This window comes from Aneurinibacillus danicus (assembly GCF_007991215.1).
GTDB lineage: Bacteria > Bacillota > Bacilli > Aneurinibacillales > Aneurinibacillaceae > Aneurinibacillus > Aneurinibacillus danicus.
Genome location: NZ_BJXX01000125.1, coordinates 15,839 through 27,821, shown reverse-complemented (window position 1 = coordinate 27,821; position 11,983 = coordinate 15,839). Strand labels below are relative to the sequence as shown.

Here is an 11,983-nt window from a genome sequence, read left to right as displayed (position 1 = left end):
CTGCATCCCTACATCTTCATAGGCGGTGGTCATGGGTTTGTAGCATACCTATGAGGAATTGAAACTGACCAAATACAAATGTCGGTTCATCCCATCCATAAGGTTTGTAGCATACCTATGAGGAATTGAAACATGTGGTCATTGGGCTACTTGCTCATGAAAGTCAGTGGGTTTGTAGCATACCTATGAGGAATTGAAACTGGTTTGAAAAATAGATAAACTGGCCGCTAGTTAATGTGTTTGTAGCATACCTATGAGGAATTGAAACAATTTGTTCGTAGTAAATTAGTGTTGTTTTAATCATAGTTTGTAGCATACCTATGAGGAATTGAAACTGGCATACGAGTTCTCGCTCGGTGGATAAAGGTGGTGCGGTTTGTAGCATACCTATGAGGAATTGAAACTCCTCTTCATATGAAAAGCCGACAAGGTGAGTCACCTGGTTTGTAGCATACCTATGAGGAATTGAAACTAGCAACAAAAGGAAAGGGATGAATTACATGGCAAAGAAGTTTGTAGCATACCTATGAGGAATTGAAACAATTTTGACTTATTAAAGTTCGCTCACTATATTATAACGTTTGTAGCATACCTATGAGGAATTGAAACTATATCGAATCTGCTGGACTTAGATCCGGACATCGAGTTTGTAGCATACCTATGAGGAATTGAAACATCATCGAGGAAAGGCTGGGCACTTGCCCGGCAGGCGTTTGTAGCATACCTATAAGGAATTGAAACGAAATCGAGCAGGGCAAGAGGTGGAGATTTTCGCTGGGTTTGTAGCATACCTATGAGGAATTGAAACTGGTGTGCGAGTCTTGGCTCGTTGGGTGAAGGTGGTGCGGGTTTGTAGCATACCTATGAGGAATTGAAACGGCTCTATGCCCTCAAGGAACTCAGACCACCAAGGAGTTTGTAGCATACCTATGAGGAATTGAAACCTCTCCTGACGAACTACGTACGCGTTTTGCATCCTTTGTTTGTAGCATACCTATGAGGAATTGAAACATCTCATCCACTTCGGCTTTCGTCATGCCCGCCAGCGTTTGTAGCATACCTATGAGGAATTGAAACGTAAGTGATTTCTCTCGACAGGGCTATCGAGTTCCCAGGTTTAGAGACTACCTATGATTCGCAATTTGTCCGCAAAAAAATCCTTTGCAATGGAAAAGTACAGATCATTCCTGTTCAAATCCAATACAAAGGACTTCAGTTCTTTCTGTTATCTCTTCATCAATGTTTCGCCTCGTCTTCTATTTTGAAGGCGCTCCTGTACGGGCATCGACATCAGCAACACCCCGAACAAAATCAGTAAACCGCCGGTAAAGAACGAGACGCTAAGATGCTCGCCCAGCAGCAACCAGCCCAGCAGCGCTCCGACAACCGGCTGAAAAAAGAAAAACATCGAGCCGGTTCCGGCTTCCACCATGTGCATGCCTTTGTTCCACAAATAGAACGCTCCCGCAGTCGATACGATTCCAAGATAGAGAACCGCAAACCATACAGAAGGTTGATCCAGACCGTTTACCGGAAGAAACTGCCACTCGATCACCATCACAGGCGTTGTAAAAAGAAACGCCCAGAAAATTGAATAGGTAGTCACTACGAGCGGTGAATAACGAAGCGCCGCTTTTTTCGCCAGTACAGACAGTAAAGCCCACGTCACCGCAGCTCCGATAAGCGCCAGATTGCCTGGCAGCTTTCGGCTGTCGCCCAGCAGTTGAACGTCCCAGCCGACCACAACGATTACACCGATCATCGCCAGGAGAAGTGCTGTCATCTTCCGTCCGGTAATCGGCTCACCCAGCATATAAGAAGCGAACAGAACAATAAATACAGGACTCGCCGAAGTCAGAATCGCTCCCATATGGGCGGAAGACAGCCCTGTTCCGATGAACTGCAGGCCAATGGACAAAAAGTATCCGACAAAACCGATCGACATAAATAGACGCCAATCTCTGGCCAGAGGCTGACGCAATCCCTGCCTGACCACAAAAAGCCACAGAAAAGTCAGGCCGACAGCGTAGCGCAGCCACAAAAGCGTGAAAGGCGGGAGAAAATCCAGGGCCATCTTGCTTACGACATACATGCCGCCCCAGATGCTGGCGGCGGCGGATAGGGCCAGGTAGCCCAGTGTGTTTTTATTGACTTGTTTCATTATTATGATACCTCCGTTCGCGTAATTTCGGCGTAACGGGGCATCTTGTCCCCGCTACGAAAGGCGAACGGCGGGTACATCCCATTCCTGACGGATCGGCTGCATAAGCGGCCCTCCTTTCTGCCAATGAACTCCATACATTTACATTTTCGCACTGATTTTGCAATCTTCCAACAAAAACTTCTGGATATCGCACATTCCAACAAAATTCAGCGCGTTAAATTGCGCGAATTGTCGGACGATTATTATGTTCTTTTTCCGGCTTGTCCGTTATACTGAAATCACCAGAAACGGACAGGGAGGAATAAAGCATGAATACCCAATTTGAACAGGAGACTTTCTCATACTACAAGGAAGGAGTGCTGACCTGGATTCATCTGAACGAAACAGGTGAAAACGAAGCGGAGACTGCGTCGTTTCCCTGGCAGGAGCGGACATGCCGTTTTACACGGGACCTGCGTACACTGGATGTCGTACAGGAACAGCACAAAGAGGGGGCATGGCTGGCAGCGGTGGACGAGAAATCGTATGGGTATGCGGAGGCGGGGTACTGGGATACAGGATGAAACGCGGCCGGGTTCTTTTTCTTCTTTTTTCGCCGCGAACGCTCTTCCTCGTACAGGTCAAAGTCGCTGCTCCTCTGTCATCAGCGACCGAACGTCGTACTCCTCCTTCATTTTCAGCGACTTCTCCTTTTTCTTGCACTTTTCCGATTCATCCCTCCCATTGTATAGCGCTCCGGACGATTTGTTATAATGGAAGAAAAAATGTCTGGAGATAGGTTATGAATCCCATTTTACAAGTGCAAGACTTGACTGGCGGATATCGGAAGAAGCGCCCGGTCATTCATAACATTACGTTTACCGTTTATCCGCATGAAATGGTCGGCCTCATCGGTCTAAACGGTGCGGGGAAGAGTACCACAATCAAGCATATTCTCGGTCTGTTGCAGGCTTCAGAAGGTTCGGTTCGTATTCACAATCAGACGCTCGAAGAAGCACCGGAAGCGTACCGCTCATCCTATACCTATGTGCCCGAGTCGCCGCTTGTCTATGAGGATTTAACGCTCTGGGAGCACATGGAACTCACGGCGATGGCGTACGGATTGGAGCGCAGGGTGTTTGAAGAGCGAACCGCTCCGCTGCTTGAAGAGTTTAATATGAAAGACAAACGGGACATATTTCCGCAGCACATGTCCAAGGGCATGCGCCAGAAAATGATGATTATGAACGCGTTTCTTGTGCAGCCCTCGCTTTATATTATCGACGAGCCGTTTGTCGGTCTGGACCCGATCGGGATTCGTTCGCTGCTGGAGCTGATGGTGAAGATGAAAAATACAGGAGCCGGCATCCTGATGAGCTCGCATATTCTATCGACGGTGGAGCGGTACTGCGATAAGTTTGTGGTACTGCATGGCGGACGGATCCGCGCGGCGGGGACGCTGGCGGAGATTCAGCGTCAGGCAGGCATGGAAGGTGCGCCGCTGGACGACGTATTCTATGAGCTGACAAAGGACGGGGACCGATGATGGACATTCGACGGCTCTGGAATCAGCGCATGGGCGCGTTTACGAAAGAAGCGCTTGGCTATACCCGTTATATAGCCAATAGCGGCACGATTATGTTTCTTGTATTTGCGTTTATCGGCTCCGCGTATTATTATTCTCAACTGCTGGACAAGCTGCCGCGTACGTACCCGATCGAATGGCTGATTGCGTTTCTGTTTTCGCTGCTTATCACGGGTGGCACGGTGCGTACATTTTTAAAAGAAGCGGATCTGGTGTTTCTACTGCCGGTAGAGGCGAGAATGGGGCTGTATTTTAAGTCGTCCATTCGCTATACATTCGTGTTTCATGCCGTGTACATATTTTTACTTCTGCTTGCGGTGTGGCCGCTCTATACCCATAGAATGGGGGAGAGGGCGGAGCCGCTTGTGTTGCTTCTCGTATATTTGCTGATGCTGAAGTTGGTAAATTTGCTGGGAAAGTGGCAGGAACAGCGTCTGCGGGAGCAAGGCGCCAGAATCATTCATATATTCGTGCGCTGGCTTGCTAATGCGGCGGTGCTGTTTGTGCTGTTCTCGCAAGGGTTTATGGCGGACAGCATTATCGCTTTGCTTGTGTTTCTTGTCGCGGCGTTTTTCTATTACCGGGCGCTTTCGCGTGAGCCCATTCACTGGGAGCATCTCGTATGGACGGAGAACAGGATGCTGGCAAGGTTCTATTCGTTTGCGAATCAGTTTGTCGACGTGCCGCACAGGCAGAATAAGGTGCGGAGCAGAAGCTGGGCGGCGAATGCGGTAAACCGGGTGGCGTTCAAGCAGAAGAATACGTATATGTATTTGTATGGCAAAGTGTTTGCCCGCTCGGAACTATTGCCGATGTTTCTCCGGCTGACCGTCATCGGGTTGCTGATCATTGGTTCTATTCAAGATGAGTGGGGAAAGGTGGCGGCGTACTTTATCGTATTGTCGCTGACCGGGACCCAGCTATCGACATTGCGGCAGCATTACCGCCACGTGTTCTGGACACATATTTATCCCGTTCCGCTTATGGCGAGACGGGAGGCGGTTGTGCGGGTTGTATTTGTTATGATGCTGGTGCAGGCCGCTGTTTTGTATACGGCGGTGTTTGTTCCGTTCTCGGCGGGCTGGCATCTGATGACGGCGCCGTTGATCGGTATCGTTTTTTCGTATATGTATAGCTTTAGGATGCTGCGTGGAAAGCTGATGGAAAAGTAGCTGCAATCGGACCATCCCTCTATAATGCAAGTGTTTCTATAAGGAAAAAAGTTTTCCTTTAACGCAAAAAATTTTCTTTACCCTACAATGCTAGTTACCGGCAAAAAGGTTTCTCTAGACCCACACGAAACTCGTCTGATAGCATACTTATACAGAATACGTGGGGGTCTGAATGAATGGAAGAGCAGCAATATAATAATTTGAAAATGGGAGAGCACGGTGCCTGGGTTAGCATTATCGCGTATCTTGTGCTGTCCGCTTTAAAGCTCATTATCGGATATCTAACTGCTTCCAAAGCGCTAATGGCAGACGGTTTGAATAATACAACGGATATTATGGCCTCCGTTGCAGTGCTCATCGGCCTGCGCTTCTCGCGCAAACCGCCGGACGAAGACCATCCGTACGGCCATTGGCGCGCAGAGACGGTCGCTTCGTTGATTGCTTCCTTTATCATGATGGTAGTAGGTCTGCAAGTGCTGTATAACGCCGGAAAATCCATCGTCGATTTTCGCGTGGAAACGCCGGATCTGCTGGCGGCATGGACTGCTCTGGGAGCGGCGGCAATAATGTACGGTGTGTATCGATTTAACAGGAATCTAGCACGTAAGATTAACAGCCAGGCTGTGATGGCCGCGGCCAAAGATAATCTGTCGGATGCCTGGGTCAGCATCGGTGCGGCGGTCGGAATCTTTGGTGCGCAGTTTAATCTCCCGTGGCTGGATCCGCTGGCTGCGGTGATCGTCGGCTTCATGATTTGCCGCACGGCTTGGGAGATTTTTCGGGAAGCTTCGCACAGTCTGACGGACGGATTCGACGAGCAGGAGCTGGCGAGACTGCGCAAGACGGTAGAAAATATCCGGGGAGTAAAGATGATCGATGACATTAAAGCCCGGGCGCATGGCAATATAGTACTCGTGGATGTGGTTATCCATGTGGACCCCCGTTTGAATGTAATAGAGAGCCACCGAATTACGGAGGAGATTGAGGAAAAGATGCGGGAGGAGCACGGCATTATGAACGTACACGTCCATGTAGAGCCGTGGAAAGAGTAAAGCCCGGTAAATAAGCCGGAGTCTTGCTCTGACACGTACGGAATGCTCCCCGATAAAGCTTCATGTTTGCCTGCGCCGCTCGATTTCCCGTAACCGTTTTTTCACAAATTGCGCAAACTTATGATTCTGCTGTAATTCAAAAATCATAAGTGATTTGCGGAAGAATTCGATCGCCTGCTTCTTTTTGCGCAATTGAAGCAGGTTTTCCCCTTTCTGATAATGAAACTCCCCGAATAAATATAGGTATTCGTGCTGCAGGCACAGTGCAAGCCCCTTATCGCAGTATTTCAACGATACAACATAATCTTCGAGAACAGTCAGCACTTTGGCGTAATTGTAGAACAATCGGAGGTAAATCGTGTAATCCTGTACAAATGCCACACCGCTCATATGTTGAATGGCCATGGAGAAAATATCCATCGCTTCTTTGTACCGGCCTTCTTCGCTGTAAATAATACCGATACTGTTTAGTATTTCAATTTCTTTCTCCGTATAATTTTCCGTGCTGACGGCCAATTTCATTGCTTCATTCAGCAGCTCCAGGCTTTTCTCTACATCCTGTTCAAGATAGTACGCGCAGATGCCTTCATGCCAGGCGAGAAACTGCCGATTTTCCCGGTTTTGGAATATCGGGTTATTGCGCTCGGTCTTAATGAGTGCGGACACTTCTTCATAATTCCGCTCCCGGATTAGCTTGCGAATTTGATAGAAAAACTCCTGAACATAGGTGAACTGGGGATTCTCCATTCGATCGAAAAAGTAATCCAGCGTAATCCCCAGTCGTTTGGCGATATAGTAAAGAATTTCGGCGGAGGGAATCACTTCGCCTCTCTCGATTTTGCTGATGAGTGCCTGGGTACAAATGCCTTTTGCCAGCTCCGTCTGTGAGATGTTTAAATACTTCCTAATTTCCCGGACGACTTCTCCAATTCGTTGAATACTCATGCAGCAGCTCCTATATAATTATTTTTATAGCTATGTATGCATTTGCAAGCAAAAGCTCGAAAATGCGTTTTTTTCCCTGAAAATGCCCTTTCAGCCTAAATTCGTAATTAAATGTAATATATTATCATGGAACTAACATATATTTCATATTTCTAAAGGTTGAAAGGAGGGTACTAAAGTGAAGAACAAATTCCTCTCACTAGTCGTTACGGCCCTTATATTTATAAGTATTAGCGGAATTCCGACTACCAAAGAAGTGGATAAAGAATCAGTAAAAAATACTCAGGATACAGTAAATGCTATCCTTCGCCTTCCTTACCAACACTAATTAGTTTCTGGCTGAAGGGAGAGAAAAGAGAAATGAGAAGAAAGTATTCATTGGAGTTTAAGAGGGAAGTAGTTAAAGACGCACTTGTAGAAAAAAGTCTTAGTCTGGTAGCCAGGAAATACAGACTTAACAGCAAGATGATTTATCGTTGGGTACATGAATATAAGCAGGGCAAATTCAGTTCATAGCAAAAAGCATGGGAATACTGCTTTTTCATAGTATCCCCATGCTTTTTTTTCGAAAATTTAGAATAAATAAGGAGAGAAGAAAGAAGATCCAGGAAAGAAAAAGGCGAAAGCCTTTTTCTTCCGTAAATCTCAGTTTTTCCTCCCTTCCCCCGTTCAGGCAACCTTTCTTATAACAACCAGATTATTTCACTACAACCCTATACTCTCTCATCCACATATCCACCTGCACCAGATATGCGAAAAATTGCGGCACATTCATCAACTGGCCGAACCAGGGCATATGCACTGAAGCCAGATTCAGACTGGCAAACTCCTTGACGGCTTTCACATTAATGAACGGCAGAATCGGTGACGAGGTGTCATGTAAGACCGCCAGCGCCTTATCGCGTACGGAGGTCAGGTAAGACGGGTTGTGCGTTTTCGGGTAGGGACTCTTGCGCCGCATCAGAACATCGTCCGGCAGTGCACCGCGCAGCGCCTGACGCAGGATGCCTTTCTCCCGCTCGCCGTACGTTTTCATGGACCACGGCACATTCCACATATATTCCACCAATCGGTGATCGCAGAACGGCACCCTTACTTCAAGGCCTACCGCCATGCTCATGCGGTCTTTGCGGTCCAGCAGCGTCGGCATCCAGCGCGTCAGGTTCAGGTAGAACATCTCGCGAATGCGTGCATCATGGCCGCTTTCGCCTTGAAGCCGGGGTACTTCATCCAGCGCTTCCTGATAGCGGTCCTTTACGTACGCTTCCAGATCGACCTCCGCATGCAGATCGGATGAGAAAAATTTCGTTTTCTCTCTCAGGTTGCGCGCCCAGGGAAAAGTGGTTGCCGAGAGTGCTTCTTCCCGATGAAACCAGGGATACCCGCCGAACACTTCATCCGCACACTCTCCCGATAAAGCCACTGTCGCTTTTTTCTTGATTTCGCCGCAGAACAGATACAGCGAGCCGTCAATATCGGTCATGCCGGGTAAATCTCTGGCATGAAGCGCCACCGGCAGAGAGTCGATAAGGTGCTGCGTATCAAAATAAATATCGTGGTGTATGGAGGCGAGGTGTTCTGAAACGCGCTTGGCCCAGGGAGCGTCCGCATTTGGTTGAAATTCGTTTGCCCGGAAATGTATGTCATTATCTACGTAATCAACGGAGAAGGTGTGCAGCGGTCCCATTCCCCGCTCTTGAAACGCCTGCGCCGCAAAGGCGGAAATGGCGCTGGAATCAAGTCCGCCGGACAGCAGAGTGCAGACCGGTACATCGGCTACAAGCTGCCGGATGATGCTGTCGCCGAGCAGATGGCGAATCGTATCAATCGTTGTTTCCAGATCGTCCGGATGTGCATGGCTATCCAGTGACCAGTAGCGTTTCGTTTTCATTCCGTGCCGGGTGTGCAGGAGATAGGAGGCCGGCAATAATTCGAAGACATTATGGAATACGCCGACACCCGGCGTGCGCGCAGGACCCAGGCCAAAGATTTCAGCCAGCCCCTCCCTGGTAATCTCCGGTTTAACGGCAGGATGGGCAAGCAGTGCTTTAATCTCTGATCCAAAAATAAAACTTGAACCCTGCTGGGTATAAAACAGCGGCTTTACACCCAGCCGATCGCGGGCAAGAAACACGCTTTCTTCGTTATGTGACCAGATGGCAAATGCGTAAATACCATTCAGCTTCTCCAGACATTCAGGTCCCCATTCGATATAGGAGACAAGCAGTACTTCTGTGTCAGAGGTAGTAGTGAAGCGATAACCGCGTGCTGCCAGTTCGCCGCGCAAGTCGTCCGTATTGTACAATTCCCCGTTATAAACAAGCGTATAGGTCTCACCGCCGTGTGTCCGGCTCATCGGCTGTACGCCGCCCTCGGGGTCGACTACAATCAGGCGGCGGTGGGCGAAGCCGGCATGCCGCGATGTCCAGATTCCTTCACTGTCAGGTCCGCGGGGAACGAGCGTTTCAGCCATCTCTTCAAGGATCGCCCGTTGCCCGGTGAGGTCGGCCTGCCAATCTATCCACCCTGCGATTCCGCACATAATCATCCCTCCACTTCTAATCATAACCCAGTACTACACTATGCCTATGATGTACGAATGGGTGCCTGGCCCGGAAAAAACAGCCCGAGTAACCGGAGGAAAAACGGTCAACACTAGAAGGAGAAGAAGTAAGCCTAACGAGGAGGCGATACGATACAATGGAAAACCAGGGGAAGAAACGGATCGGCCAGGAACCGGCCGATACATCCATGCCGCATCAAATTGATGCGCCGGAGCGAGCAGAGGCGAACCAGAAGTTGAAGCAGCCGTTTACAAATCAATACGGTGTCGTGATCGGAGACAGTTTTTATGATTCAGCCAACTCTCCGCTGAACAACTGGAGCAAGGAGGTAGATCCGGCGATTATGGCCGGAGACGAGTGGGTTCATCCGACCAACGATATCGGATGGAACACGGCGGAGAATCAGGCGCTGCTTGAAGAAGGCTATATTCCGGGAAGCGGCCAATTTATGCACCCAAGCAAGGACGTCAGCTATCGTAATGATTAAAGAAGTGCGGCGGAAGCAATTTTTCCGCCGTATTTTCATTTGGAGGGGAAAGAGGAGAAAGCGGAAGGCACGATTCAGAAGCAGGAGAAAATGTGGTATGATGAAAAGTAACGTGTATTATATGCTGGTACACTAGTAGCCGAGTAAGGAAGGGAACGTACGTTATGAGCAACGAGTTTCGTGTATGTGATGAATGTAAGATGATTAATATAAAAACATTGGTGCCTCGGCTGAAAGAAATCGATGCGGACGCCGAAGTAGAGCTGGGCTGTCAATCGTACTGCGGAATCGGCTTTAAAAAGCACTTTGCCGTGGTGAATGGCCGCTATTTAACTGCACTTACGGAAGATCAACTGATTGAAAAGGTGAGGAAGCATTTGAAAAAATAAGCCGGACAGGACAGGGGAACATGAATATTTAATACTGCCCCGGACCAGCTGGACAGCAGTATACACAGAAGAAGGCGCGCCTCGTATCCCCTGTGTTTTTGAGATGCGTGGCGCCCTATTTTATGCCTGAACTACATTACGTTTCTTTCTTCTTCTCTTTTCTCTTCCTTGCCCCAGAAACGGTTTGCCCAGCGGAACAACAGCATACCCATTGCTAAATATCCGAAGGCCATATTGAAGTAGAACAGGGTCCACCACAGGAATGTAGAGTCTGCACGTGGTGCGCTTAACGGTAGTATTTCCGGCAGCATAATCCACATTGCGACAACGAACGGAACTTGCAGGATTGCCAATGCCTTCTGGCGAAGGCGCCAAAGCAAGAGAGGTGCCACACTTGAAAATACCAGGTTGATAATCAGTAAGTCCATAATTGTTTCCTCCTTCTTTTCTGCTTCCACAGAAGAAAACGCTTCCAAACCTGTTAACAATAAAGTGCGACGGTTGCTGTATGTGGTGTGATAAGAAATCTGTTAATTATATCATACAACATGTGACGGAAAATTGAAATTATTTTGAATAAAATGTGAAATTTAGATTATTCCATGGACAGAAAGGGCTATAGAGGTACCATTTAATGTTTTAACATGGCGTAGTGGTGAGAAGTTTAGAGGTAGGAGGGGGGGAAGGTAGAGGCGACCTACGCATGCCCGATGCCTTTGCCACCCTTTTTTACCTCAACTGCAAAGAGAGGAGAAAATGCTTGGGATGCCGAATACGTATTGATGAATCTTTTTTTGGCAGGGTACGTATATACCCATACTTATAGCTTTGAGGAGGGATGGGACAAGATGCTGAATAAGTTTCTTGCCAGTTTTGGAATCGGGGCGGCAAGGGTGGACGCCCGCCTGTCTGAATCAAGGGTCTATCCAGGCAGTGAGCTGCAGGGTGAGGTGCATATCGAAGGCGGAAATGTGGAGCAATCCATTTCCCAGATTTATATGTATTTATATACTGAATACTATAAAGAAACGAATGACTCCAGGACAAAGCATAAAGAAGTGCTGGCGTCCTACCGGGTGGCGGATGCTCTGTTGATTAAACCGGGGGAGAAGAAGGTGCTGCCGTTCCAGCTTCGCGTGCCGTACCATGCTCCGATTTCGTTCGGAAGACAGAACGTATACTTGAGTACGGGTCTCGATATCGAGATGGCCGTCGACCCGAAGGATACGGATATTGTGACCGTCCTTCCCGATCCGCTTGTAGACCAGCTGTTTGCGGAGATGGAGGGAATGGGCTTTCGCCATTCACACGACAGCGGCATTTGCGAATATAAGAAGCATATTCATCGGATGGTTCCGTTCGTGCAGGAATTTGAATTTAAGCCTACCGGGTTGTTTCGTAGCGAACTGGATGAGATTGAACTAATCTTTGAGGTGTATCCGGAAGGGGTGGATGTGCTGATGCAGGTGGATAAGCGGGCATCAAGCCTGCGCGGTATCTTCGAAGAAATGCTTGATTTGGATGAACAGTACGTACGGTTCAGCATCGACCGCCAGCGAGGTGTCGTGCCGGGTGAGCTGGAGATGCGAATCCGTCAGGCGCTCCAACACCGTTAGATGGAGCGTGTAAATAAAAAGCGGGTGAAA

General features: G+C 48.4%; 13 protein-coding genes and 1 CRISPR repeat array. Of the genes, 9 read left to right on the top strand and 4 right to left on the bottom strand.

All coding sequences use genetic code 11. The features are described 5' to 3' along the window. Positions 1 to 35: 35 nt before the first annotated feature. Positions 36 to 1,077: direct repeats of the CRISPR family, unit length 30 nt; unit sequence GTTTGTAGCATACCTATGAGGAATTGAAAC. 148 nt (positions 1,078 to 1,225) lie between these two features. Further along, positions 1,226 to 2,161: a DMT family transporter gene (locus ADA01nite_RS13790; protein ID WP_146810857.1), complete on the bottom strand. Its 936-nt coding sequence runs from the start codon at positions 2,159 to 2,161 to the stop codon at positions 1,226 to 1,228. 311 nt (positions 2,162 to 2,472) lie between these two features. Between ADA01nite_RS13790 and ADA01nite_RS13785 the strand changes: the two genes are divergently transcribed. From ADA01nite_RS13785 to ADA01nite_RS13770, 4 genes are all read left to right on the top strand, one after another. Continuing rightward, positions 2,473 to 2,727, top strand: a complete 255-nt coding sequence (locus ADA01nite_RS13785) for a hypothetical protein (RefSeq protein ID WP_146810855.1) — start codon at positions 2,473 to 2,475, stop codon at positions 2,725 to 2,727. A 218-nt stretch (positions 2,728 to 2,945) separates the two neighbouring features. Further along, positions 2,946 to 3,689, top strand: a complete 744-nt coding sequence (locus tag ADA01nite_RS13780) for an ABC transporter ATP-binding protein (protein WP_146810853.1) — start codon at positions 2,946 to 2,948, stop codon at positions 3,687 to 3,689. Next, positions 3,686 to 4,900 (top strand): ABC transporter permease, encoded by a 1,215-nt coding sequence (locus ADA01nite_RS13775; RefSeq protein ID WP_146810851.1) that lies wholly within the window; start codon positions 3,686 to 3,688, stop codon positions 4,898 to 4,900. Before ADA01nite_RS13780 ends, ADA01nite_RS13775 begins: the two co-directional genes overlap by 4 nt. 176 nt (positions 4,901 to 5,076) lie before the next feature. After that, entirely contained in the window at positions 5,077 to 5,952 is an 876-nt protein-coding gene (locus ADA01nite_RS13770; RefSeq protein ID WP_146810849.1) for a cation diffusion facilitator family transporter, read from the top strand. A 60-nt stretch (positions 5,953 to 6,012) separates the two neighbouring features. Here the strand turns inward: ADA01nite_RS13770 and ADA01nite_RS13765 are convergent, their stop codons facing one another. Continuing rightward, positions 6,013 to 6,897 carry a helix-turn-helix domain-containing protein gene (locus tag ADA01nite_RS13765; RefSeq protein ID WP_146810847.1) on the bottom strand — a complete coding sequence of 295 codons (885 nt, stop codon included), beginning with the start codon at positions 6,895 to 6,897 and terminating at the stop codon, positions 6,013 to 6,015. Between the two features lie 178 nt (positions 6,898 to 7,075). Between ADA01nite_RS13765 and ADA01nite_RS22115 the strand changes: the two genes are divergently transcribed. Next, positions 7,076 to 7,225 (top strand): hypothetical protein, encoded by a 150-nt coding sequence (locus ADA01nite_RS22115; RefSeq protein WP_170230290.1) that lies wholly within the window; start codon positions 7,076 to 7,078, stop codon positions 7,223 to 7,225. Positions 7,226 to 7,257: 32 nt separating this feature from the next. Then, on the top strand, positions 7,258 to 7,413 hold the full coding sequence (locus ADA01nite_RS23085; protein ID WP_146810845.1) for a transposase: 156 nt from the start codon (positions 7,258 to 7,260) through the stop codon (positions 7,411 to 7,413). Between the two features lie 181 nt (positions 7,414 to 7,594). On the opposite strand, the gene asnB is transcribed toward ADA01nite_RS23085, so the two are convergent. After that, entirely contained in the window at positions 7,595 to 9,439 is a 1,845-nt protein-coding gene (gene asnB / locus ADA01nite_RS13755) for an asparagine synthase (glutamine-hydrolyzing) (RefSeq protein WP_146810843.1), read from the bottom strand. 158 nt (positions 9,440 to 9,597) lie between these two features. On the opposite strand from asnB, the gene ADA01nite_RS13750 reads away from it, so the two are divergent. Beyond that, positions 9,598 to 9,948: a DUF3905 domain-containing protein gene (locus ADA01nite_RS13750; protein ID WP_146810814.1), complete on the top strand. Its 351-nt coding sequence runs from the start codon at positions 9,598 to 9,600 to the stop codon at positions 9,946 to 9,948. A 164-nt stretch (positions 9,949 to 10,112) separates the two neighbouring features. Then, positions 10,113 to 10,337 carry a YuzB family protein gene (locus ADA01nite_RS13745; protein ID WP_146810812.1) on the top strand — a complete coding sequence of 75 codons (225 nt, stop codon included), beginning with the start codon at positions 10,113 to 10,115 and terminating at the stop codon, positions 10,335 to 10,337. A 131-nt stretch (positions 10,338 to 10,468) separates the two neighbouring features. On the opposite strand, the gene ADA01nite_RS13740 is transcribed toward ADA01nite_RS13745, so the two are convergent. Next, entirely contained in the window at positions 10,469 to 10,765 is a 297-nt protein-coding gene (locus ADA01nite_RS13740) for a spore morphogenesis/germination protein YwcE (RefSeq protein ID WP_146810810.1), read from the bottom strand. 420 nt (positions 10,766 to 11,185) lie between these two features. Between ADA01nite_RS13740 and ADA01nite_RS13735 the strand changes: the two genes are divergently transcribed. Next, a complete protein-coding gene (locus ADA01nite_RS13735; RefSeq protein WP_170230288.1) occupies positions 11,186 to 11,953 on the top strand; it encodes a sporulation protein in 768 nt (255 codons plus the stop codon). The last annotated feature ends 30 nt before the right edge of the window (positions 11,954 to 11,983 follow it).